The sequence below is a fragment of the Terracoccus luteus genome (assembly GCF_003635045.1).
In the GTDB taxonomy this organism is placed as follows: Bacteria; Actinomycetota; Actinomycetes; order Actinomycetales; family Dermatophilaceae; genus Terracoccus; species Terracoccus luteus.
The window spans coordinates 913,917-937,563 of sequence record NZ_RBXT01000001.1; the positions used below are offsets into that span (position 1 = coordinate 913,917).

Here is a 23,647-nt window from a genome sequence, read left to right on the forward strand (position 1 = left end):
GCCGCGGCGAGTCCCAGTAGTCAGCGACCTCGCCGCGGAGACCCCGCGCACCCCGCTGACCGGCTCGCCCACCCGGGCTCGAGCCTCTGGGATCCCGCCCCGTCCGGCACCGCACCGACCTGTCCGTCGGTCGGGCCGGGAGACCGCACCCCTGCAACGACGCACGAAGGAGCAGACCGTGAACGAGGACGCCAAGGCCGCACGCCAGGCCCTGCAGGAGTCGATGGACCTGCGCGACCAGGGACACACCGACGACTGAGCAGCAGCGCTGACCGACCCGACACGACATCGTGACGACCGGGTCGTCGCGAAGGCCCCCACCGGCATCCGGCGGGGGCCTTCGCGTATCCGAACGGAGCGATCGTCGTCGGTCGGCGGGGGTGGTCGTAGGCGTTCAGACGGTGAGACGTGCATCCCACGGACCGGGACGGTTCCTAGGCTGGGGCCATGGCAGAGCAGCAGGTGAGGGACGCCCACTCCATCGCGGTCATCGGCGGTGACGGCATCGGCCCGGAGGTGGTGGCCGAGGCGCTCAAGGTGCTCGACGCGGTGTCGGGCGGCGACGGCCCCTCCTTCACGACGACCGAGTACGACCTCGGCGCCCGGCGCTGGCACGCGACGGGGGAGACCCTGCCCGACTCCGTGCTGGAGGAGCTGCGCGGCCACGACGCCATCCTGCTCGGGGCCATCGGTGACCCGCGGGTGCCGAGCGGGGTGCTCGAGCGCGGGGTCCTGCTCCCGCTGCGCTTCGCCCTCGACCACTTCGTCAACCTGCGGCCGGTGCGTCTCTTCCCCGGTGTGGCGAGCCCGCTCGACGTCGCCCGCGTGGCACCCGAAGGCATCGACTTCGTCGTCGTGCGCGAGGGCACCGAGGGGCCGTACACGGGCAACGGCGGCGCCCTGCGCGTCGGCACCCCGGCCGAGATCGCCACCGAGGTCAGCGTCAACACCCGGTACGGCGTCGAGCGCGTCGTGCGTGACGCCTTCGCCCGCGCCCAGGCCCGCCCGCGCCGCCACCTCACCCTCGTGCACAAGCACAACGTGCTCACCCACGCCGGGCACCTGTGGCGCCGCACGGTCGAGGAGGTCGGGGCTGAGTTCCCGGACGTCGAGACCGCGTACCAGCACGTCGACGCCGCGACGATCTTCATGGTCACCGACCCGGGGCGGTTCGACGTCATCGTCACCGACAACCTCTTCGGCGACATCATCACCGACATCGCCGCGGCCATCAGCGGTGGCATCGGCCTCGCCGCCTCGGGAAACGTCAACCCGACCCGGACGACGCCGAGCATGTTCGAACCCGTGCACGGGTCGGCGCCGGACATCGCCGGCCAGGGCAAGGCCGACCCGACCGCCGCCATCCTCTCGGCGGCCATGCTGCTCGAGCACCTCGGCCGTGAGCAGGACGCCCGGCGCGTCGAGGATGCCGTCGCCGCCGACCTCGCCGAGCGGGGCGACGCCGTCCGCAGCACGTCCGCCGTGGGCGACGCGGTGGCCGCGCGCCTCTGACCCGGATGCCGGGTCGCCGGGCACCGGGGCCACCCCGGCCACCCCGGGCACCCCGGGCACCCGGGGTGGGTGCCTCCCCGGCGGGCGATAGCCTGCTCGGGTCGGCCGGTGCCCGCGCGGCATCCGTCTGCCGACGACCAGCGACACCGTCAGCAGCACCGCCGACATCACCGCCGACCGGCCCCGTGGAGGTTCCGACATGACCAACCTGACCTTCGACGTCCGTGCGACGGACGCGCCCACCTCGGACGCCGACATCGCGGCGGTGCACGAGAACCCCGGGTTCGGCAAGACGTTCACCGACCACATGGTCGTCGCGACGTGGACCGCCGACGGTGGCTGGGCGGACGCCGCGGTGCAGCCCTACGGGCCCTTCCAGCTCGACCCGGCGGCGGCGGTGCTGCACTACGCACAGGAGATCTTCGAGGGGATGAAGGCCTACCGCCACGCCGACGGCTCGGTCTGGACCTTCCGCCCCGAGGCCAACGCCGCCCGCTTCGCCCGTTCGGCCCACCGCCTCGCCCTCCCGGTGCTGCCGGAGGAGGACTTCATCGAGTCGCTGCGCCGGCTCGTCGCGGTCGACGAGAAGTGGGTGCCCGCCGGCGACGAGGGCGAGAAGAGCCTCTACCTGCGGCCGTTCATGTTCGCCTCCGAGGCCTTCCTCGGGGTGCGACCGGCGCAGCGGGTGACGTACTCCGTCATCGCCAGCCCGGCCGGCGCGTACTTCAGCGGCGGCCTCACCCCGGTCAACCTCTGGATCTCGACGGCCTACGCCCGTGCGGGCGAGGGCGGCACCGGTGCCGCGAAGTGCGGCGGCAACTACGCCAGCTCGCTCGCCGGGCAGCTTGAGGGCATCGAGAACGGCTGCGACCAGGCCGTCTTCCTCGACTCCTCGACGCACACGTACATCGAGGAGCTCGGTGGGATGAACCTGTTCATCGTCACCGCCGACGGCCGCATCATCACCCCCGAGCTGACCGGCTCGATCCTCGAGGGGGTTACCCGCAGCTCGATCCTCGAGCTCGCCAAGGAGCTCGGCCTGCAGCCCGAGGAGCGCCGGATCCCCATCCAGGAGTGGAAGGACGGCGCCGAGAGCGGCGAGATTACCGAGATCTTCGCCTGCGGCACCGCCGCCGTCGTCACGCCGGTCGGCGAGCTGCGCTGGGAGGGTGGCCGGGTCGACCACCGCCGCGAGGGCCACGTGGACCGCGTCGCCGCCTCGATCCGCGACGCGCTGCTCGACATCCAGTACGGCCGGGTCGAGGACACCCACGGCTGGATGACGCGGCTCGTCTGAGCCGGCCGTGACCCCCACCGGCCCGGCGCGACCGGACCTGCAGGCCGGGCACCTCGGTCACCCGGGCCGGCCCCGCGTCGTGGCCACCGACCTCGACGGCACCCTGCTGCGCAGCGACGGGTCGGTCTCGCCGCGCACGGCGCAGGTGCTGCGCGAGGCCGAGCGGGCCGGCATCCACGTCGTGTTCGTGACGGCGAGGCCACCCCGGTGGCTCGACCCGCTCGCGGACGCGGTGGGCGGCGACGGCACCGTCATCGGCGCCAACGGGGCGTTCGACTACGACGTGCGCGCCCGGCGGGTGACCGCGTCGTACCCGATCGACCGAGGCGTCCTGGACGAGCTCGTCGCCGACCTGCGGGCCGCCCTGCCCCGGATCGGCTTCTCGGCGGAGCTGGCCGACGGGGTGCACACCGAGCCCGCCTACCCCGAGCTGCACCCCGCGTGGGTGCCGGCCGGGCTCGTGCCGGCACCCATCGACGACCTGCCGCGCGACGCCGTCGTCGGCAAGCTGCTCGCGCGCACGGAGGAGATCCCCGACGACGAGGTCATCCCACGCGTCGCCGAGATCGTCGGCGACCGCGGGCTCGTGCAGCACTCCGGCACCGGAGGGCTCGCCGAGATCTCCGCCCCGGGCGTGACGAAGGCGAGCGGGCTGCGGCGCTTCTGCGAGGCGCGCGGAATCGCGGCCCACGACGTGTGGGCGTTCGGGGACATGCCGAACGACCTGCCCATGCTCGTGTGGGCCGGCGTGGGCTGGGCCGTGACGAACGCCCACCCGGACGTGCTCGCGGCGGCCGACCGGGTGTGCGGTCGCAACGACGAGGACGGCGTGGCCGAGGCGGTCGCCCTCGCCCTCGCGGCGCCGTCGACCCACCCCACGGGAGCGACAGGCCCGCCCGGGTCGTGAGCCGGGTCGTGAGCCGGGTCGTTGCGGTTCGTGTCCGGTCGTCGATGGACGACCGTTGACACCGTTGCGGTTGCGGGTGTTGCATCGGCCTGACCTCAGACCGTAAGGCCGAGGGTGGTGCGAGCCGAGGAGCGGGCATGGCCGGTCAGCGCGAACTCACCGACGACGAGCGACACCTCGCCGAGCTGGGCTACAAGCAGGAGCTCGACCGCTCGTGGTCGGGCTTCTCCAACTTCGCCATCTCGTTCTCCATCATCAGCATCCTCGCGGGCTGCTTCACGACGTTCGGGCAGGGCTTCAACAACGGCGGGCCGATCGCGATCTCGTGGGGCTGGCCGATCGTCGCCGCCCTCATCCTCGTCATCGGGCTGACGATGTCCGAGCTGGTCTCGGCGTACCCGACCTCGGGCGGCATCTACTGGTGGGCCAGCAAGATGGGTGGGCCGCGGGCCGGGTTCTTCACGGGGTGGCTCAACCTCATCGGTCTCATCGCCGTCACCGCGTCGGTCGCCTACGGCTGCGCGACCTTCTTCGACCTCACGCTGAGCACGCTGTCGCAGGGCTGGTCCGACGGGTACTCCCTGACGCGCGTGTTCTGGATCTTCCTGCTCTTCCTCGCCCTTGCGGTGCTGCTCAACGTCTACAGCGGCCACCTCATGGCCGTCATGAACAACGTGTCGGTGTGGTGGCACGTCGTCGGGGCCGCCGTCATCGTCGTGCTGCTCGTCGTCGTGCCCGACCACCACCAGAGCGTCTCCTACGTCTTCACGGAGCGGTTCAACAACTCGGGCTACGCCGACGGGTCGACCAGCTCGCCGACCTACTGGCTGCTCATCGTCCCGTTCGGCCTGCTGCTCACCCAGTACACGATCACCGGCTTCGACGCGTCGGCCCACCTGTCCGAGGAGACGTCCGCCGCGAGCAAGGCTGCGGCACAGGGCATCTGGCGCTCGATCTTCTACTCGGCCATCGGCGGGTGGATCCTGCTGCTCTGCTTCCTCTTCGCCGTGCCGAACGGCGCCGACGGCCGGCCCGACAACGCCGGCGTGGGTGGTGGGGGAGTGGCCTACCTCTTCACCAATGCCATGAGCTCGGGCTGGGCGGGCGTCATCCTGCTCATCTCGACGGTGGGGCAGTTCTTCTGCATGACCTCGTGCATGACGAGCGCCTCGCGCATGACCTTCGCCTTCAGCCGCGACGGCGCCGTGCCCGGGTCACGGCTCTGGTCGTCCCTGTCGAAGAACAAGGTCCCCGCCAACGCGGTGCTGCTCGTGGCGGTCGTCAGCGCGCTCATCACCGTCCCGGCTCTCGTCGAGGTCGACGTCAACGGGGTCGTCGTGCCGGTCGCGTTCTACGCCGTCGTCTCCGTCGCCGTCATCGGGCTCTACCTCGCCTTCCTCATCCCCATCTGGCTCCGCTGGCGGATGGGCGACGCCTTCACGCCCGGCTCGTGGACGCTGGGCCGGCGCTACCGCTGGATGAACATCGTGGCGGTCGTCGAGATCGCGGTCATCTCGGTCTACTTCATCCTGCCTTTCGTGCCGGGCGGCGTCCCCTTCAGCGCCGACTTCGACTGGAAGTTCGTCAACTACGCGCCGATCCTCACCCTCGGCTCCCTGCTCGTGCTGGGCGTGTGGTGGCAGGTGTCGGCCCGGCACTGGTTCACCGGCCCGAAGGTGACCATCGACAAGGCCGTCGTCGACGCCTTCGGTGAGTGACGCGCCCCGATGAGCGAGGCCGCACGGCTGCCCACCTCGTTGCCGGAGGTGGTGCTGCGACCCACCCCCGGCAACGCCTTCGAGAACACCGTCGAGCAGCTCGCCACCGCGATCCGCCTCGGGGTCTTCGCCCCGGACGAGCTGCTGCCGCCCGAGCGTGAGCTCTCCGAGCGCCTCGAGGTGAGCCGCGCGACCGTCCGCGAGGCCATCGCCGCCCTGCGCGACTCCGGGCTCGTGCAGACCCGGCCGGGCCGGGGTGGGGGCACCCGCGTGACGTACGAGGCGCCGTCCCCACCGACCGCCGCCGCCCCCACGACCGGCGGCGGGGCGCCCACCGGCGGGTCCCGACCGGTTGCGGGGGCTTGCTCGGGGGCCGCCCTGGCCGACGCCCTCACCTTCCGCCGCGTCGTCGAACCGGGCGCGGCCTGGCTCGCGGCGCATCGCGACCTCGCCGCCGACGAGCGGGCCTGGCTCGAGGCCGGGCTGCACGAGGTCGCGAGCGCGACCGACCCCGCGACGCACCGGGTCGGCGACTCGCGGCTGCACCTCGCCGTCGCCACCCTCTCGGGCTCGCCGATGCTCGTCGAGGCCGTCACCCGGTCGCAGGCGGCCCTGCACGAGATGCTCATGGTCATCCCCGTGCTGCCGCGCAACATCGCTCACTCCGACGAGCAGCACGCCGAGCTCGTCGCCGCCATCCTCGACGGGCGGCCCGACCGGGCCCGCAGCGTCATGGAGGAGCACTGCGACGCCACGTCCGCCCTGCTGCGCGGACTCATCGGATAGGAGCCGTCATGACCGCACCCCCGCGCCTGACCGTCGAGGCGTTGCGTGAGCGCATCGAGTCCGGTGAGGTCGACACCGTCGTCGTCGCCTTCACCGACATGCAGGGCCGGCTGCAGGGCAAGCGCCTGCACGGCCACTACTTCCTCGACCACGTACTGGCCGAGGGCACGGAGGGCTGCAACTACCTGCTCGCCGTCGACGTCGAGATGAACACGGTCGACGGCTACGCCATCAGCTCGTGGGAGCGCGGCTACGGTGACATGTTCTTCCAGCTCGACCTCGACACCCTGCGAATCACCCCCGGCAGCCCGCATTCGGCCACCGTGCAGTGCGACCTCACCTGGCTCGACGACGGCGGGCCGGTGCTGCAGTCCCCCCGGTCGATCCTGCGTCGCCAGGTCGAGCGGGCCGCCGAGCGGGGTCTCGTCGCGCACTGCGGCACCGAGCTCGAGTTCATCGTCTTCGAGCAGTCGTACGACCAGGCGTGGGACGCCGGCTACGCGGCGCTCACCCCGGCCAACCGCTACAACGTCGACTACTCGGTGCTGGGCGGCGACCGCGTCGAGCCGCTGCTGCGTGAGATCCGCAACGAGATGTGGGCGGCCGGCGCCGTCGTCGAGAGCGCCAAGGGCGAGTGCAACTTCGGTCAGCACGAGATCGGCTTCCTCTTCGACACCGCGCTGCGCACGTGCGACAACCACGTCGTCTACCGCAACGCCGCCAAGGAGATCGCCGCGCACCACGGCCGCTCGCTCACCTTCATGGCCAAGTTCGACGAGCGCGAGGGCAGCTCGTGCCACATCCACCTCTCGCTGCGCGGCGAGGACAGCGAGGCCGTCTTCGCCGACGGGGGCCGGCCCCACGGCCACAGCGCGCTCTTCGACCACTTCCTCGCCGGCATCCTGGCCACGCAGCGTGAGCTGACGTACTTCTACGCGCCGAACATCAACTCCTACAAGCGTTTCGCCGACGCCAGCTTCGCGCCGACGGCGGTCGCCTGGGGTCGGGACAACCGCACGTGCGCCCTGCGGGTGGTGGGTCACGGGTCGTCGCTGCGGGTGGAGAACCGGGTCGGCGGGGGTGACCTCAACCCCTACCTCGCGGTGGCCGCGATGCTCGCGGGTGGGCTGCACGGCATCGAGAACGAGCTGGCGCTCGAGGCGCCGCTCGAGGGGAACGCGTACACGTCCGACCGTCCGCGGGTGCCGTCGACGCTGCACGAGGCCCGCGACCTGCTGGCCGGGTCGGCCGTCGCACGACAGGCATTCGGCGACGAGGTCGTCGACCACTACGTCAACGCCGCCGACGTCGAGGTGCGCGCCTTCGACGCCGCCGTCACCGACTGGGAGCGCAGGAGAGGGTTCGAGCGACTGTGACCACCACCACCAGCCAGACGCACGACGTCGTCAACCCGGCGACCGAGCAGGTCGTGCGCACCGTCGAGATGGCCACCGTCGAGCAGACGGATGCCGTCGTGGCCGAGGCCGTCGCGGCCGGAACCGCCTGGCGCGCAGTGTCGCCCGCCGTCCGGGGGCGCCTGCTGCGACGCTTCTCCGACCTCGTCGGCGAGCAACAGGAACAGCTCGCGCTGCTCGAGGTCGAGAACGCCGGCCACACCATCGGCAACGCCCGGTGGGAGGCCGGCAACGTGCGCGACGTGCTCGCCTACTACGCCGCCGCGCCGGAACGGAACTTCGGCCGGCAGATCCCCGTGGCCGGCGGCATCGACGTCACCTTCCGCGAGCCGCTCGGCGTCGTCGGCATCATCGTCCCGTGGAACTTCCCGATGCCGATCGCGGGCTGGGGTTTCGCGCCGGCCCTCGCGGCGGGCAACACCGTGGTGCTCAAGCCCGCCGAGCTGACCCCGCTCACCGCGATGCGGCTCGGCGAGCTCGCCCTCGAGGCCGGCATCCCCGAGGGCGTGTTCACGGTGCTGCCCGGCCGCGGCGCCGAGGTGGGGGAGCGCTTCGTCACCCACCCGGACGTCCGCAAGGTCTGCTTCACCGGGTCGACCCAGGTGGGCCGTCGCATCATGCGCGGCGCGGCCGCGCAGGTGAAGCGGGTGACCCTCGAGCTCGGCGGCAAGAGCGCGAACATCGTCTTCGCCGACGCCGACCTCGAGCTGGCCGCGGCGAGCGCCCCGTCCGCGGTCTTCGACAACGCGGGCCAGGACTGCTGCGCCCGCAGCCGCATCCTCGTGCAGCGAGAGGTGCTCGACGACTTCATGGGCCGCCTCGAGGGGGCCGTCCGCGACCTGGTCGTCAGCGACCCGCGCGACGAGGGCTCACAGATGGGCCCGCTCGTGAGCTCCGGCCAGCGGGAGCGGGTGCGTGGCTTCGTCGAGGGCGCCGAGGATGCCGTGGACGTGGCCTTCCGCGGGTCAGCTCCCGACGGGCCTGGCTGGTGGTACCCGCCCACGGTGGTGGTCCCCCGCTCCACGCGCGACGTCGTCTGGCAGGAGGAGGTGTTCGGCCCGGTCGTCGCCGTCATGCCGTTCGACGACGAGGCTGACGCCGTCGCCAAGGCGAACGACACGGCCTACGGGCTGTCCGGGTCGATCTGGACCCGTGACGTCGGCCGCGCGCTGCGGGTGGCCCGGGGGGTGGAGGCCGGCAACCTGTCGGTCAACTCGCACAGCAGCGTGCGCTACTCGACCCCGTTCGGCGGCTTCAAGCAGAGCGGGATCGGCCGCGAGCTGGGCCCCGATGCGCTCGACTCGTTCACCGAGGTCAAGAACGTCTTCATCGCGACCGACTGATGGTCGCCCCACCACCGACACGGAGCCCACTGGGCTGGAGGGAGTCCCACATGGCAGGCAGGCTCGACGGCAGGGTCACGGTCGTCACGGGAGGGTGCTCGGGCATCGGTCTCGCGACGGTGCGGCGGTTCGCCGAGGAGGGCGCCAAGGTCGTCATCGGTGACCTCGACAAGGTCAACGGACCGCGGGTCGCCGAGGAGGTGGGCGGGACGTTCGTACGCACCGACGTCGTGAGCAAGGAGGACGTCGACACCCTGTTCCGCACCGCCAAGGACACGTACGGGTCGGTCGACGTCGCCTTCAACAACGCCGGCATCAGCCCGCCCGACGACGACTCCATCCTCGACACCGAGCTCGAGGCGTGGCGTCGGGTGCAGGAGGTCAACCTCACCTCGGTCTACCTCTGCTGCAAGGCGGCCCTGCCGTACATGCTCGACCAGGGGCGGGGCTCGATCATCAACACGGCGTCCTTCGTCGCGGTCATGGGGGCGGCGACGTCGCAGATCTCCTACAGCGCGAGCAAGGGCGGCGTGCTGTCGATGTCACGCGAGCTGGGGGTGCAGTTCGCCCGCCAGGGGGTTCGGGTCAACGCGCTGTGCCCCGGCCCGGTCAACACACCGCTGCTGCAGGAGCTGTTCGCCAAGGACGAGGAGCGCGCCGCCCGACGGCTCGTGCACGTCCCGATGGGACGCTTCGGCGAGCCGGAGGAGATGGCCAACGCCGTGCTCTTCCTCGCCTCCGACGAGTCGAGCTTCATCACCGCCTCGACCTTCCTCGTCGACGGCGGCATCTCCGGCGCGTACGTCACGCCCCTCTGACGTGGGCGTGCGCTCCGCCTCCCGGCCGGTCATCGGGGTCACCGCCTACGTCGAGCCGGCGACGTGGGGGCAGTGGACCGACGTGCGCGCCGCGCTCGTGCCCCACGCCTACGTGGCGCAGGTCGAGCAGGCCGGCGGGGTGGCGCTCGTGGTGCCGCCCCGGGCCGACGCCGACGACGACCTCGCTCGGGAGGTGCTGAACCGGCTCGACGGGCTCGTGCTCGCCGGCGGCGTCGACATCGCCCCCGAGCGATACGGCGCCGACCGGCATCCGACCGTGCAGGCCTCCCGCGACGACCGGGACGCGACCGAGCTCGCACTCGCGCGGGTGTCGGCGGAGCTCGACCTGCCGACGCTCGGGGTCTGCCGTGGCATGCAGGTCATGGCGGTCGCGGCGGGCGGTGAGCTCGAGCAGCACGTGCCCGACCGCACCGGGACGGGCCGCCACTCGCCGGGGCCCGCGCGGTACGGGGAGCACGGCGCCGAGGTCGTGCCCGGCACCCGGGTCGAGGCGGTGCTGGGCCGGTACGCCGTCGTGCCCAGCCACCACCACCAGGCGGTGCACACCCACCCCGGCTACGCCGCGTCCGCCTGGGCCGACGACGAGACGCTCGAGGCGATGGAGGCACCGGACGCCCGGTTCCGGCTCGGGGTGCAGTGGCACCCGGAGGTCGGCACCGACCCGCGCCTCTTCGAGGCCCTCGTCGCCGCCTGCACCCGCTGACCGTCGAGAGGCCAGTTCCCGTCGCCTTGCACCGTCGCGAAGTGGCCTCTCGACGGTGTGAGCCGGGGGTCTCGCTGGGTGAGACAGAGGTCCATGATGCGGACACGGTGTTTCGCGGACGTTTCGGCGCCCCTACCGTCAGGGTCGTGATGACGCGCCTCGTGGCCACCGCCACGCTCATTATCGACTAGCGCGACGAGCCCCGCTCGTCGCGCAGACCTCCCACACCCTGGGGGGTCTTTTTGTTTCCCGAGGTCACCCCCGACGGAAGCGCCACGAGGCCACCACCCCGGCCTCACGGCATCCGAGAAGAGCACCGAGACGCCCGCACAGCACCGCACCACGCCGCACCACGCCGGACCACCACCCGGACCCGAGACCCGAGGACAATGACGGCCATGGATGCCCTGCACGTCTACGACACCACCCTCCGCGACGGCGCCCAGCAGGAGGGGCTCAACCTGTCGGTGTCCGACAAGCTGGCCATCGCCGCCCTGCTCGACGACCTCGGGGTCGACTTCATCGAAGGGGGCTGGCCGGGCGCCAACCCGAAGGACACGGAGTTCTTCGAGCGCGCCCGGACCGAGCTGTCGCTGCAGCACGCCACGCTGGCGGCGTTCGGGGCGACCCGGCGCGCCGGCGGCGAGGCGGCCACGGACCCGCTCGTGCGGGCCCTGCTCGACTCTCAGGCGTCGGTCGTGTGCCTCGTGGCGAAGTCGCACGTGCGGCACGTCGAGGAGGCCCTGCGGACCACGCGCGACGAGAACCTGGCCATGGTGCGTGACACCGTGGGCCACCTCGTCGCGCACGGTCGCAGGGTCTTCCTCGACGCCGAGCACTTCTTCGACGGCTGGCACCTCGACCGCGACTACGCCCTGTCGGTGGTGCGCACCGCCCACGACGCCGGCGCCGAGGTCGTCGTGCTCTGCGACACCAACGGCGGCATGCTCCCGCACGTCGTCGAGGAGGTCGTCGCCGACGTGCTCGCCGAGACGGGTGCCCGCATCGGGGCCCACTGCCACAACGACACCGGGTGCGCGGCCGCCAACTCCGTCGCCGCCGTGCGCGCCGGGGCCACCCACGTGCAGGGCACCGTCAACGGCTACGGCGAGCGCACCGGCAACGCCGACCTCGTCACCGTCGCCGCCAACCTCCAGTTCAAGCTCGGTCTGCCGGCCATGGCACCCGAGTCGCTGCAGGGCGCCATGCACATCGCCCACGCCATCAGCGAGGTGACCAACGTGCCGGCCTACAGCCGCCAGCCGTACGTCGGTGCGAGCGCCTTCGCGCACAAGGCGGGCCTGCACGCGAGCGCGCTCAAGGTCGACCCCGACCTCTACCAGCACATGGACCCCGCGCAGGTCGGCAACGGCATGCGCACCCTCGTCAGCGACATGGCCGGGCGCGCGAGCATCGAGCTCAAGGCGCGGGAGGCGGGGCTCGACCTCTCCGACCGGCCCGACGTCGTCGCAGGGGTGCTCGCCGAGGTCAAGCAGCTCGAGATGCGCGGCTGGACCTTCGACGCCGCCGATGCCACCGTCGAGCTGCTCATCCGCGAGGCCCTCGAGCCCGGCTGCACCGACTACTTCACCGTCGAGTCGTGGCGGGTCATCACCGACTCGGACGGCACCGGCGACGCGACGTCGGAGGCCACCGTCAAGCTGCACGCCGACCACCACCGCCTCATCGCGACGGGCGAGGGCAACGGCCCCGTCAACGCGCTCGACCACGCCCTGCGCGACGCCCTCACCCGCGCCTACCCCGAGATCGAAAAGCTCGAGCTGATCGACTTCCGCGTGCGCATCCTCGACGCCTCGCACGGCACGGATGCCGTCACACGCGTGCTCATCGAGACCTCCGACGGCGAGACCTCGTGGGACACCATCGGCGTCGCCGGCTCGATCCTCGCGGCGTCGTGGCGTGCGCTCACCGACGGCATCGTGTACGGCCTTCTGCGGCAGGGCGTTCCGCGCCGCTGAAGGCTCGCGACGGCGCGAGGATGCCGGGTGGTGGGCCGGGCGGGACAGGCCCCACCCGGCCGCGCCCCTCGCCCGGGAGCGGTGTCGACGCGCGTGCCTGCACCTTCGTCGACGGTGATCGGTGCGTGGCGGGCGCCCGGTGATACGTCCGGAGCGGTGTTCCCGCCCGTGAGGAGGTGGCCGCCGACGGCGCGCGGTGACAGCATCGGGCGATGCCCCTGCGGACGACCAAGCACTGGTTCGGCGTCGTGCTCGACTGCCCCGACGCGCCCGCCCTCGCCGACTTCTACGAGCGGCTGCTCGGCTGGCGGGTGTTCACCCGCACGCCGGAGTGGGCCACCCTCGCCCCGTCGGCCGACCGAGGATACAACCTCGCCTTCGCGACCGAGCCGAACTACGAGCGGCCCGTGTGGCCGAGCGAGCCGGGTCGGCAGGGGATGATGCTGCACCTCGACCTCGAGGTCGACGACCTGGACGTGGCCGTGGCCTACGCGCTCTCGTGCGGAGCCGAGGAGGCCACGTTCCAACCGCAGTCGGACGTGTGCGTCATGCTCGACCCGGCCGGCCACCCGTTCTGCCTCTACCTCGACCCCGCCGAGGGCGACGCGGGGCAGGTCAGGGCCGACCCGGAGGAGGCTCAGGACCCGTCGTCGTGAGCGGGTGCGTCGGGGGCGTCGCCATCAGGGCCGTCGAAGTCGGGGCCGTCGCCGACGGCGAACACGTCGAGGTCGACGTGCAGGGTCGAGCGGGTCGGCAGGCTCGGCATCCCACCGGTCGTGCAGAGCAGCAGCGCCCACCCCACCTCGACGGCGGTGGCCGGCGCGAGCCGGGCGGCCTCGTCGGCGTGCAGCCACACGACTGCCACCAGCTCGCCGTCGTGCGCGGAGACGAAGTGGCCGAGACCGTCGTCGAACGCGTCCCAGTTGGCGCCGCACCACTCCGGTAGCTCGAAGGCGCGCTTGAGCTCGGCGTGCGCCGCGTCGCGGGAGGTCATCCGCCGCCCGTCGAGCTCGATGCGCCGGTACCCGTGCTGCGCCACGAACTCGTCGAGTCGGGGGAGGGCCTTCGTGTGGACCCGCCACAGCGGCCCGCTGCGCAGGAACGGCAGGCCGCCCCGAACCCAGGGCCGTCGGCGGGTCATCGCGCGCCGCGTCCCGCCTCGACGGCGCCGGTCGGACCCGCTGCCGCGGAGGCGCCGTCGTCGGTTGCGACCGCCACGCCGTCGAGGACGTCGAGCAGGCGGCGACGCAGCCGCTGGCCCCGCTCGGCGAAGCCGCGCTGCTCGGCGGCGTAGCGCACCTTGCCCTCGGCGGTCTCGATCGGCAGCGGCTCGTACCCGAGCTCGCGCAGGTCGTACGGCGCCGCGCGCATGTCGAGGCCGCGGATGTCACGGGCGAGCTCGAAGCAGTCGAGCACGAGCTCGCTCGGCACGAGGGGCACGAGCTTGTGCGCCCACTTGTAGAGGTCCATTCCGGCGTGCAGGCAGCCCGGCTGCTCGTCCTGCACCTGACGGGAACGACTGGGGGACAGCGTGTTCCGTGGCACGGCCTCGGGGGTGAAGAAGCGGTGGGCGTCGAAGTGCGAGCACGCGATGCGGTGGCTCTCGACGACGGCGTCGGTGCCCGCCGCGCCGAGTCGTAGCGGCCAGTCGGCGTGGCGCACGTCGTCGGGGCTCTGGCGGTAGACCATCGCCCACTCGTGCAGGCCGAAGCAGCCGAAGCGCCCGGGGCGGGATGCCGTCGCGTCGAGCAGGGCGCGCACGAACCGCACCGTGCCGCCGCGCACGGCCTCGAACTCCTCGAGGTCGAGGGCCACGACATCGCCGACCCGACGGTAGAAGCGCCACTCCCGGTGTGGCGAGCCGTCCGCACCACGCAGGCCGACGCCTGCGCCGGGGTGCCAGCGCCGGAGCTGGGCGGGGCCGAAGGAGTAGTAGGTGAAGAGGAAGTCCTCGACGGGGTGGCGCCGGCCGTCGGCCCGCCGGGCCCGGTGGGCGCTCGTCGCGGCGTCGACCCTCGCGGCGTGGGCCTCGGCCCGGCGACGCCACTCGGACTCGTCGAGCACGCGCCCCTCGCCCGGGCCGTGCGCCGTCGCCTGCTCCTGCACCTCCACGCGCTCGAGGGTACGGCGTCGCCGCCGGACGCCTCGGCCCCCGCACCACCGGACACACCCCGCCCCGCCGCCCCGCCCCGCCTCCGGCCCGGCGAACACACCGAGCAATGTGCAGATCCGCGAGTTGCAACACGCGGATCTGCACATTGCTCGGTGTGTTGCGCGGGGACGCACACCGGCATCCGGTCGGCGCGACGGACGGGGGCCGTAGGGTGAGCCCGTGCGCATCGCGAGGTACACGACCGGGGACGACCCGGCATACGGCATCGTCCAGGGCGACCCCGGCAGCGAGGTGATCACCCCGTTGTCCGGCGACCCGCTCTACATCGGGCTGCAGCCCAGCGGTCAGCCGCCGGTCATGCTCGAGGACGTGCGCCTGCTCGCTCCCGTCATCCCGCGCAGCAAGGTCGTGGCCATCGGCAAGAACTACGCCGACCACGCGCGCGAGATGGGCGGCGAGGCTCCCGCCGAGCCGATGATGTTCTTCAAGCCGAACACGTCGGTCGTCGGCCCGTTCGACCCGGTCGTGCTGCCCGCCGGCAGCAGCGAGGTGTCGTACGAGGGCGAGCTGGCGGTGGTCGTCAAGACGATCACGAAGGGCGTGACCGCCGACAAGGCCGCCGAGTGCATCTACGGCTACACGATCGCCAACGACGTGACGGCCCGCGACTGGCAGCGCAGCGACGGGCAGTGGGCCCGGGCCAAGGGCTTCGACACGAGCTGCCCGCTGGGGCCGTGGGTCGAGACCGAGCTCGACACGGCCGACCTGCGCATCGTCACGACGCTCGACGGCGAGACGAAGCAGGACGGCACGACCGCCGACATGATCCACGGCATCGCCCGCATCATCGAGTACGCGTCGGCGGCGTTCACGCTGCTGCCCGGTGACGTCATCCTCACCGGCACACCCGCGGGTGTCGGTCTCGTCGAGGCAGGCCAGCAGGTCACCGTCGACATCGCCGGCATCGGGTCGTTGACCAACACCTTCGTGCGGCGCTGACCCCCGCTGACCCCCGCCGACCCCTGCGGCCCGGCCGATAGGCTTGGCGCCACCATGAGCGACACGAGCACGAGCGACCCGACCACCGCGGCCCCGAACGACCCCGGCACCGCCGACCCGCAGGCGACGGAGGCCGCGCCGACCAGCGCCGCCGAGACCGGCGAGACCGAGTCCGCCGTCGAGGTGCGCACCGGGGAGCAGCCCGCCCGGTCGACCTCCGACGGCAGCGGCCCGGTGCGCCTGCGCGTGGCGCCGAGCCCGACGGGCGACCCGCACGTCGGCACCGCGTACATGTCGCTCTTCAACCTCGCCTACGCCCGGCAGCAGGGTGGCCAGTTCGTCCTGCGGGTCGAGGACACCGACCGCGCCCGCTTCCGCGAGGACAGCGAGGCCCAGCTCTACGACATGCTCGGGTGGCTCGACCTGACCTGGGACGAGGGGCCCGACATCGGCGGTCCCTACGCGCCCTACCGGCAGTCGGAGCGGCTCGAGACCTACCGCCCCTACGTCGAGCGGCTGCTCGCCGACGGCCACGCCTACCACTGCTGGTGCTCGACCGAGCGGCTCGCGCAGATGCGCGAGGTGCAGCAGAAGACCAAGCAGCCGACGGGCTACGACCGGCTCTGCCACGGCAAGACCCGTGAGGAGCGCGCGCAGCTGCCCGGGTTCAGCGAGACCCCGGTCGTGCGCATGCTCGTGCCCGACGACGTCCCGCTCGTCTTCGACGACGTCATCCGCGGCAGCGTCTCGGCGCCGCGGCCCGACGACCAGGTCATCCTCAAGGCCGACGGGTTCCCGACGTACCACCTCGCCGTCGTCGTCGACGACCACGAGATGGGCATCACCCACGTCGTGCGCGGCGAGGAGTGGATCAGCTCGACCCCCAAGCACCTGCTGCTCTACCGGTGGCTCGGGCTCGAGGCGCCGCGCTTCGCCCACATGCCGCTGCTGCGCAACACCGACAAGTCGAAGATCAGCAAGCGCAAGAACCCGGCCGCCCGCCTCACGTGGTTCCGCGAGCAGGGCTACCTGCCCGAGGCGCTCGTCAACTTCCTCGCCCTGCTGGCCTACCCGCCGCAGCAGGACGCCGAGGGCGTCGACGTCGAGGTGTTCACCTTCGAGGAGTTCAGCCGCACCTTCGACTGGGCCAAGGTCAACCCCATCGGCCCGATCTTCGACCTCAAGAAGCTCGAGTGGCTCAACGGCGTGCACATCCGGGCCCTCGACGTAGGTGACTTCGCGGGCCGGCTGCTGCCCTACCTCGTCGCCGACGGCATCCTCGGCGACACCCAGTCGCTCGGCGAGCTCGCCCGGCTGCGCTCGGTCGCCGAGCTCATCCAGACCCGCATGGCCCTGCTCACGGAGGCCCCCGCCCTCGTGCGCCCGTTCTTCGTCGCCGACGACCAGCTCGTCATCGACGACGACGCGCGCGCCCAGCTCAAGCCGGATGCCGGTGACGTCCTCGACGCCGCCCTGCGCGCCCTCGGCGACGTCGACGACCACGGCACGGGCGTCCTCGGCAGCGGTGGTGACTGGAACGCCGCCACGATCGAGGCGGCGCTGCGCGAGGCCGTCGTCGAGGGCCTCGGCATCAAGCCGCGCTTCGCCTTCGGCCCGCTGCGGACCGCGGTGTCGGGCGCCCGCATCTCGCCGCCGTTGTTCGAGAGCATGGAGATCCTCGGCAAGACGTCGACGCTGAACCGCCTTCGCGCACTGAAGGACTCGCTCTGACCGCGTCGCCGAGCCCAGCGGTGGCCGCGCGTGCGAGCGCGTGGCCGCTGCACGGCATCCGCCTCGTCGGTGACGTGGTGCAGCTGCGCGTCATGACCGAGGCCGACCTCGACGAGGTCGTCGGCGCGCTGCCCGACGACGTCGAGCTCAACCCGAGCGCGACGCCGTACGCCGGTCTCGACGAGCGGGGCAACCGCGGCGCCGCCGTGGCGCAGGCCTACTGGCGCGCTCTCGGCACGTGGTCGCCCGACGACTGGGCCCTGCCCTTCCTGGCCCACCACGACGACGCCCTCGTCGGCGTCCAGTGGCTCGAGGGCCCCGACTACCGGGTCGAGCGAACCGTCGACTCCTCGTCGTGGCTGGTGAGCGAGGCGCGGGGCCGGGGCCTCGGCACGGCGATGCGCGCCGCGGTGCTGACGCTGGCCTTCGGCCCGCTCGCGGCCGTGGCCGCGGTCAGCTCGGCGGTGGCCGACAACGCGGCCTCCCTGGGGGTCTCGCGGCGCCTCGGCTACCGCGACACGCACACGTCGGTGCTGCCGCACTCGGGCGCCCCGCTGCAGCACGTGCGACTGACCCGTGACGCCTGGCTCGCCTCGGGGCAGGCCGGACGCACACGCGTCGAGGGCGTGGATGCCGCCCTCCCGCTCTTCGGGCGGAGCGCCCCGTGAGCGCGACGCCTCCCGCGCCGACCTCCGGCCCCGCGGGCGGCGACCTCGTCGTCGAGCTCACCGGCGTGCGGGGGCTGCTGCTCGACGTCGACGACACCATCGTCGACACCCGTGCGGCCATGGTGGCGGCGGGCAGCGTGGCCCTCGGGGTGCTGTGGCCCGAGCGGCCGGAGCAGCACCGCGCCATGGCCCAGCACTACTACGACGACCCGCAGCGCTGGTTCCGCCGGTACGCCTCGGGCGAAGTCGCCTTCGACGCCATGCGCACGGGGCGCATCGAGGAGGTGGCCGCCGCCTTCGGGGCCGCCGTGCCGGAGGCTGCGCTCCAGCGGTATGCGGTGGCCTACGACCCCGCCTTCCGCGCCGCGCAGCGCCTCTTCGACGACGTCCCCGAGCTGCTCATGGCCGCCCGTCGTGCGGGGCTGCCCGTGGGTCTGCTGACGAACTCGGCGCTGGCCCCGACGACCCTCAAGCTCGAGGCGCTCGACCTCGTCGACGCCTTCGACGCCGTCGTGACGACCGACACCCTTGGCTTCGGCAAGCCCGACCCCCGCGTCTACCGGGAGGCATGCCGGCTGCTCGGCGTGGCCCCCGAGCACGTGGTGTGCATCGGGGACAGCCTCGAGTGGGACGTGCTCGGTGCGCGGTCGGCGGGGCTGCGGGCGGTCTGGCTCGACCGGCCGGCCCCGGCCGGGGGAGCGGCCGGGGGAGCGGCCGACGTGGCGAGGGATGCGGACGCCGCGGCCGCGGGCGTGGTGTCGGTGCACGACCTCGACGCCGTCACCGACGTGCTGACCCGCGTCGATTTGGGCCTCTGACCGGCGACCGGTAGTATTTCCCCTCGGTTCACACCGCACCCGGCCTCGGCCGAATGAGGGGTGAATTGCATTGGGGTATGGTGTAATTGGCAACACTACGGTTTCTGGTTCCGTCATTCTAGGTTCGAGTCCTGGTACCCCAGCTCTGGTCCGGCCCTGCCGGTCCGATTCGGAGAATGACCACCTGACCGGTAGAGTTCTCCACTGTGCCGGGCTCGCCCGGCTCGCGCGTGGCCCCGTTGTGTAGCGGCCTAGCACGCCGCCCTCTCAAGGCGGTAGCGCGGGTTCGAATCCCGTCGGGGCTACCACGCGTCAAGGCCCGGATCCACGAGATCCGGGCCTTGACCTCTTTCCGCGCCCTGTCCGGCACGGGCGGCGCCCGGCCGGCCTCCTTGCCGTCGCACGTCGGCGCTGTCCACGATGGGGGTCTTCCAGGAGAGGCCGACCATGCCCACGCACCGCAGCACGACCCACGACCACGACGGCGACCTCGCCGTCTTCCTCATCGGCCTGCGCGTCGCGAAGCCGTGGCGTCCGGACCTCTGGGTCCCGACGCTCAGGGCCATGCCGCCGATGCTGGCCGAGCTGCACGAGGCGAAGGCCGCAGCCGAGCGGGGTGAGGGCGAGGACCTCGGCTTCCTCGGTCACCGCACGCTCGTCGGGGCCGGCGGGCCGACCGTGCTGCAGTACTGGCGCAGCACCGAGCACATCTACGCCTACGCCCACGACGAGGGGCGCCACCACCGGCCGGCGTGGCTCGACTTCTACCGGCGGGTCGCGGGGGATGCCGGGGCGGTGGGCATCTGGCACGAGACCTACGCCGTCCCCGCGGGAGGCGCCGAGACCCTCTACGTCGACATGCCCCCGACCGGGCTGGGGGCGGCCGTCGGCGTGCGTGGGTCCTCGGGGCGGCGGCACGCCCGGCTCGCCGACCGGGGGAGCGCCCCGCGGCCCTGACCGGACCTCCCACTGGCCTGTCACCGGCCTCTCACCGCTTCTCCGACCGGGGCCGCCCGAGACGCCGACGGCCGGCCTCCCGTGAGGGAGGCCGGCCGTCGGTCGTCGTCGGACCGCTCCGGCGCGGGCGCCGGAACGGTGGACGGGGTGGGTCAGCTGGCGCCGCGGCCCGTCTGCTCCTGCAGGCGGTCGATGTGCTCCGACGCCTGCGCCTTGGTGAGATCGGCGGGCAGGGTCTCGCCGGCCTGGCGGGCCAGGGTGTCGAGGTAGCTGCGCTGGGCGCCGGTCATCGGCTCGTCACCGGTCACCCAGTCGTCGGGGTCCTTGACCGTGTCGCTGCCGGTCGGGGCGCCGAGGACCTCGGCGTTCGACTGGCCGGTCTCCTTCGTGGGGTCCGACCCGGCATCCGGGCTCGTGGTGTCGCCGGTGGCGGCGGTGTCGGCGTCCGTCGAGGACGGTCCGGTGGCGTACTCGTCGTTCGAAGATGTGTTCGACTGGCTCATGCGCGGCACGTACCCGTTGCCGACCCGGCGTAACCGCGGCGGTGACCACTCGACGGGGGCCAGGCGCCCTGTCGAGGGGTGGCGTCAGGCGAGCTCGCGCAGGCCGGGGAGGACGTCCGCCGAGAACTGCTCGAGGAAGCGCGCCTGGTCGTGGCCCGGGGCGTGCACGACGAGGTGGTCGAAGCCGAGGTCGACGTACTCCTTGATGCGCGCCACGGCCTCCTCCGGGTCGCTCGAGACGATCCAGCGCGAGGCGATCTGCTCGTCGCTCAGCTCGTCGGCGAGGCGCTCCATCTCGACCGGGTCGTGCACGCCGTGCTTCTGCTCGGCCGTCAGCGACAGCGGCGCCCAGAAGCGGCAGTTGTGGACCGCCTGGTCGTGGTCGCGGTCGTAGCTCAGCTTGATCTCGATCATGCGGTCGATGTCGTCGCGGGTGCGCTCGGCCTTGGCCAGGCCCTCGTCGACGGCGGGCAGCAGCTTGTCCTCGTAGAGCTCGCGGCCCTTGCCCGACGTGCAGATGAAGCCGTCGCCCGCGCGACCGGCGTAGCGGGCCACGAGCGGGCCCCCGGCGGCGACGTACACGGGCACAGGGGTGTCGGGGCGGTCGTAGACGGTCGCGTCGTGGGTGCGGTAGTACTCGCCCTCGAAGGTCACGCGCTCCTGCGTCCACAGCTCGCGCATGAGAGTCACGGCCTCGCGCAGCCGCGCGAAGCGCTCCTTGAACTCCGGCCAGGGCGAGCCCGCCGCGCCGACCGCGACCTCGTTGAGCGCCTCGCCGGTGCCGATGCCGAGCACGATCCGCCCGGGGTGCAGGGCGCCCAGCGTGCCGAAGGCCTGAGCGACGACCGCCGGGTTGTAGCGGAAGGTCGGGGTCATCACCGACGTGCCGAGCACGAGGCGCTCGGTGCGCTCACCGGCGGCGGCCAGCCACGACATGGCGAAGGGGGCGTGCCCCTCGCGGTGGCGCCAGGGCTGGAAGTGGTCGGAGATGAAGGCGGAGTCGAGCCCGGCCGCCTCGGCCCGGACGGCGAGGTCGACGAGCTCCCTCGGGCCGAACTGCTCCGCTGACGCCTTCCAACCAACCTTGAGCATCGTGCCCTCCACGTCGTCGCGTACCTCGGTGCGACGAGCCTACGACGCGGGTGGACGACGCCCGACGGTCACCAGTGGATGACGACCTTGTCGCCGACCCGCGAGTCCTCGTAGAGGCGGACGACGCCGGCCTTGTCACGCACGTTGACGCAGCCGTGCGAGGCGCCGGAGTAGCCGAGCCGGGCGAAGTTCGACGAGTAGTGCACGGCCTGGCCGCCCGAGAAGAACATCGAGTACGGCATCGGCGTGTGGTACAGGTTGCTGATGACGTCGACCTTCTTCTTGTAGACCGAGAAGGTGCCCTCGCGGGTGGGCAGCTCGTCGCTCCCGAAGCGCACGTCGAAGCGGTACTGCGCCACGCCGTCGACGACCCACGTCAGGCTGCGGTCGGTCTTGCTGATGCACATGACGCGACCGGTGAGGCAGCGGCTGTCGACGTCGTAGGCGATGCCGCTGGGCTTCGGCTTCGGTGCGGACGCCGTGCGGGTCGGGGCGGGCGTGGCGCTCGGCCGGGCCGTCGACGTGGGAGTCGCCGTCGCCTTCGTCGTGGTGGGCGTCGACGTCGCGGTCTCGGCGGGCTCGGCCGTCTCGGTCGGCGTCGGGTCGACGTTGGCGAGCTCGTCGGCGCTGGGCTTGCGGCTCATCGAGAGGATGCGCTCGTAGGTGCGCTCGTCGGCCGAGCCGGTGACGTCGAACCCGCGCTTGGCCTGGAAGCCCTTGACGGCGGCGCTCGTGCGCGGGCCGTACTGGTCGGTGACGTCGCCGGAGAACCAGCCCAGCTGCTTGAGGCGCGCCTGCATCGAGCGCACGCGCGGCCCGTTGTCACCGACCTGCAGGACGACGACGGGGGCGGGGGACGAGCTCGTCGGTGCCGTGCGCGTCATGCGAGTCGTAGTGGCGGATGCCGTCGCGACCGGTTTTGCGGGCACGGTGGCCACGGCGGGGGCCGCGGTCCGCGTCGGCAGCGGGGCCTGCGACGTCGAGGAGGGTGACGCCTCGGTCGTCGCCGGCGTCCCGTCGGCCGGCGTCGACGAGGTCTGCGCGGTGGGGCCCGCGGTGAGGTCGCTCTGCGCGGGACCGCAGGCGGCGAGGCCCGCACCGAGCGCGACGGTGCCGACGGCGGCGAGCAGTCGGGTGGCGGGCAGGCGCACGACCCGTGTCCGGGTGTCCTGGTGCTGGGCGTGCATCGTTGTCCCCTCGTCGTCGGTGCGGTGACCACAGTGACGGCTGACGGGCCCTGTGGGTTGACCCGCACCGCCGACCCGGGCAATCGTGACCGATCCGTTGCGATCGGGCCACTCCGGACGTCCGTCAGGCGTTGTGGGTCTGCGCCTGCTGCTGCTGGGTCGCGTGGTGGCGGCGCAGCACCTCGGTGAGCTTGTTGGCGCCGGCGACGACCGTCGCCGCGTGCAGCCGGCCGGGCTGGCGCGACAGGCGCTCGATCGGACCCGAGATGGAGACGGCGGCCACGACCCGCCCCGAGGGGCCGCGCACGGGGGCCGACACCGAGGCGACGCCGGCCTCGCGCTCGGCGACGCTCTGCGCCCAGCCTCGGCGGCGCACGCCCGACAGGGCGGTCGCGGTGAAGGCCGCACCCTGCAGGCCGCGGTGGAGGCGGTCCGGCTCCTCCCACGCGAGCAGCACCTGGGCCGCCGACCCGGCGAGCATCGACAGGGTCGCGCCGACGGGGATCGAGTCGCGCAGGCCGACGGGGCGCTCGGCGGCGGCGACGCAGATGCGCTGGTCGCCCTGGCGTCGGAACAGCTGCGCGCTCTCGTTCGTGTGGTCGCGCAGGGCGCCGAGGACGGGCCCCGCCGCCGCGAGCAGCCGGTCCTCGCCGGCGGCCGAGGCGAGCTCACCGAGGCGCGGCCCGAGCACGAAGCGACCCTGCATGTCCCGCGAGACGAGCCGGTGGTGCTCGAGGGCGACGGCGAGCCGGTGGGCCGTCGGCCGGGCCAGCCCGGTGGCGCCGACGAGCTGGGCGAGGGTGGCCGGCCCCGCCTCGAGGGCCCCCAGAACGGTGGCGGCCTTGTCGAGAACTCCGACCCCGGAAGAGTTGTCCATGCACTGATATTGCCGTCTCAGGCACTGAGACGTCAAACACTGGTGGCCGTGACGGGTCCACGCTGTGGGGCAGCGAGCCCATCCGGGGCGGCCGTCGAGCGTCGCGAGGACGGTCACGACGGGGTGCGACCACCGCCCGTGACGAGGACGTCACGGGCGTCGGCGACCGGCGTCCCGGCATCCGGCGGTGTCACCGTCGCCAC

The 23,647-nt window shown here is 72.7% G+C and carries 21 protein-coding genes, 2 tRNA genes and 1 pseudogene; 18 read left to right on the plus strand and 6 right to left on the minus strand.

Translation table 11 applies throughout. The annotated features are described in order from the left end of the window. The first annotated feature begins 447 nt into the window (after nt 1-447). From DFJ68_RS04215 to DFJ68_RS04265, 11 genes are all read left to right on the plus strand, one after another. On the plus strand, nt 448-1,512 hold the full coding sequence (locus DFJ68_RS04215) for a 3-isopropylmalate dehydrogenase (protein WP_121031281.1): 1,065 nt from the start codon (nt 448-450) through the stop codon (nt 1,510-1,512). A 199-nt stretch (nt 1,513-1,711) separates the two neighbouring features. After that, nucleotides 1,712-2,809 carry a branched-chain amino acid aminotransferase gene (locus tag DFJ68_RS04220; protein ID WP_121031283.1) on the plus strand — a complete coding sequence of 366 codons (1,098 nt, stop codon included), beginning with the start codon at nt 1,712-1,714 and terminating at the stop codon, nt 2,807-2,809. A 7-nt stretch (nt 2,810-2,816) separates the two neighbouring features. Further along, nucleotides 2,817-3,716: an HAD family hydrolase gene (locus DFJ68_RS04225; protein WP_245963454.1), complete on the plus strand. Its 900-nt coding sequence runs from the start codon at nt 2,817-2,819 to the stop codon at nt 3,714-3,716. Nucleotides 3,717-3,853: 137 nt separating this feature from the next. Beyond that, complete coding sequence (locus tag DFJ68_RS04230) at nt 3,854-5,434, plus strand: amino acid permease (protein WP_121031285.1); 1,581 nt, start codon at nt 3,854-3,856, stop codon at nt 5,432-5,434. A gap of 9 nt (nt 5,435-5,443) precedes the next feature. Further along, nucleotides 5,444-6,220: a FadR/GntR family transcriptional regulator gene (locus tag DFJ68_RS04235; RefSeq protein ID WP_121031287.1), complete on the plus strand. Its 777-nt coding sequence runs from the start codon at nt 5,444-5,446 to the stop codon at nt 6,218-6,220. 8 nt (nt 6,221-6,228) lie between these two features. Continuing rightward, nucleotides 6,229-7,596 (plus strand): glutamine synthetase family protein, encoded by a 1,368-nt coding sequence (locus DFJ68_RS04240; RefSeq protein ID WP_121031289.1) that lies wholly within the window; start codon nt 6,229-6,231, stop codon nt 7,594-7,596. After that, a complete protein-coding gene (locus tag DFJ68_RS04245; protein WP_121031291.1) occupies nt 7,593-8,978 on the plus strand; it encodes an aldehyde dehydrogenase family protein in 1,386 nt (461 codons plus the stop codon). Before DFJ68_RS04240 ends, DFJ68_RS04245 begins: the two co-directional genes overlap by 4 nt. A gap of 50 nt (nt 8,979-9,028) precedes the next feature. Then, nucleotides 9,029-9,796, plus strand: a complete 768-nt coding sequence (locus DFJ68_RS04250) for a 3-oxoacyl-ACP reductase (protein ID WP_121031293.1) — start codon at nt 9,029-9,031, stop codon at nt 9,794-9,796. Between the two features lie 7 nt (nt 9,797-9,803). Beyond that, complete coding sequence (locus DFJ68_RS04255) at nt 9,804-10,520, plus strand: gamma-glutamyl-gamma-aminobutyrate hydrolase family protein (protein WP_121035071.1); 717 nt, start codon at nt 9,804-9,806, stop codon at nt 10,518-10,520. Between the two features lie 398 nt (nt 10,521-10,918). Continuing rightward, nucleotides 10,919-12,499, plus strand: a complete 1,581-nt coding sequence (cimA, locus tag DFJ68_RS04260) for a citramalate synthase (RefSeq protein WP_121031295.1) — start codon at nt 10,919-10,921, stop codon at nt 12,497-12,499. Nucleotides 12,500-12,711: 212 nt separating this feature from the next. Further along, nucleotides 12,712-13,155, plus strand: a complete 444-nt coding sequence (locus DFJ68_RS04265; protein ID WP_121031297.1) for a VOC family protein — start codon at nt 12,712-12,714, stop codon at nt 13,153-13,155. Here the strand turns inward: DFJ68_RS04265 and DFJ68_RS04270 are convergent. Both DFJ68_RS04270 and DFJ68_RS04275 read right to left on the minus strand, forming a co-directional pair. Beyond that, on the minus strand, nt 13,137-13,640 hold the full coding sequence (locus DFJ68_RS04270; protein WP_121031300.1) for a barstar family protein: 504 nt from the start codon (nt 13,638-13,640) through the stop codon (nt 13,137-13,139). The genes DFJ68_RS04265 and DFJ68_RS04270 overlap by 19 nt on opposite strands. Then, complete coding sequence (locus DFJ68_RS04275; protein WP_245963455.1) at nt 13,637-14,611, minus strand: 3-methyladenine DNA glycosylase; 975 nt, start codon at nt 14,609-14,611, stop codon at nt 13,637-13,639. Before DFJ68_RS04275 ends, DFJ68_RS04270 begins: the two co-directional genes overlap by 4 nt. 220 nt (nt 14,612-14,831) lie before the next feature. Here DFJ68_RS04275 and DFJ68_RS04280 point away from each other — a divergent pair, with 220 nt between their 5' ends. The 7 genes from DFJ68_RS04280 (at nt 14,832) to DFJ68_RS04310 (ending at nt 19,785) form a co-directional block, all read left to right on the plus strand. Then, entirely contained in the window at nt 14,832-15,611 is a 780-nt protein-coding gene (locus DFJ68_RS04280; protein WP_121031302.1) for a fumarylacetoacetate hydrolase family protein, read from the plus strand. 54 nt (nt 15,612-15,665) lie between these two features. Further along, nucleotides 15,666-17,342, plus strand: a complete 1,677-nt coding sequence (gene gltX / locus DFJ68_RS04285) for a glutamate--tRNA ligase (RefSeq protein WP_121031304.1) — start codon at nt 15,666-15,668, stop codon at nt 17,340-17,342. Between the two features lie 20 nt (nt 17,343-17,362). Further along, nucleotides 17,363-18,010, plus strand: a complete 648-nt coding sequence (locus DFJ68_RS04290; RefSeq protein WP_121031306.1) for a GNAT family N-acetyltransferase — start codon at nt 17,363-17,365, stop codon at nt 18,008-18,010. Further along, entirely contained in the window at nt 18,007-18,828 is an 822-nt protein-coding gene (locus tag DFJ68_RS04295; RefSeq protein ID WP_121031308.1) for an HAD family hydrolase, read from the plus strand. Before DFJ68_RS04290 ends, DFJ68_RS04295 begins: the two co-directional genes overlap by 4 nt. Nucleotides 18,829-18,899: 71 nt before the next feature. After that, nucleotides 18,900-18,971, plus strand: a tRNA-Gln gene (locus tag DFJ68_RS04300). 89 nt (nt 18,972-19,060) lie between these two features. Further along, nucleotides 19,061-19,136 (plus strand) — tRNA-Glu (locus tag DFJ68_RS04305). 139 nt (nt 19,137-19,275) lie between these two features. Further along, the gene (locus tag DFJ68_RS04310) at nt 19,276-19,785 is read left to right on the plus strand and encodes a DUF4188 domain-containing protein (RefSeq protein ID WP_121035072.1); all 510 of its coding nucleotides are present in this window, start codon (nt 19,276-19,278) and stop codon (nt 19,783-19,785) included. Between the two features lie 152 nt (nt 19,786-19,937). On the opposite strand, the pseudogene DFJ68_RS18635 reads toward DFJ68_RS04310, so the two are convergent. The 4 genes and pseudogenes from DFJ68_RS18635 to DFJ68_RS04330 all read right to left on the minus strand — a co-directional run. Further along, nucleotides 19,938-20,147, minus strand: a pseudogene (locus DFJ68_RS18635) (DUF3072 domain-containing protein); the annotation flags it as partial. 225 nt (nt 20,148-20,372) lie between these two features. Further along, nucleotides 20,373-21,380 (minus strand): glucose-6-phosphate dehydrogenase (coenzyme-F420), encoded by a 1,008-nt coding sequence (gene fgd, locus DFJ68_RS04320; RefSeq protein WP_121035073.1) that lies wholly within the window; start codon nt 21,378-21,380, stop codon nt 20,373-20,375. A 68-nt stretch (nt 21,381-21,448) separates the two neighbouring features. Continuing rightward, a complete protein-coding gene (locus DFJ68_RS18640) occupies nt 21,449-22,567 on the minus strand; it encodes a L,D-transpeptidase family protein (RefSeq protein WP_245963456.1) in 1,119 nt (372 codons plus the stop codon). A gap of 124 nt (nt 22,568-22,691) precedes the next feature. Continuing rightward, nucleotides 22,692-23,444: an IclR family transcriptional regulator gene (locus DFJ68_RS04330; protein WP_121031312.1), complete on the minus strand. Its 753-nt coding sequence runs from the start codon at nt 23,442-23,444 to the stop codon at nt 22,692-22,694. Nucleotides 23,445-23,647: the final 203 nt, after the last annotated feature.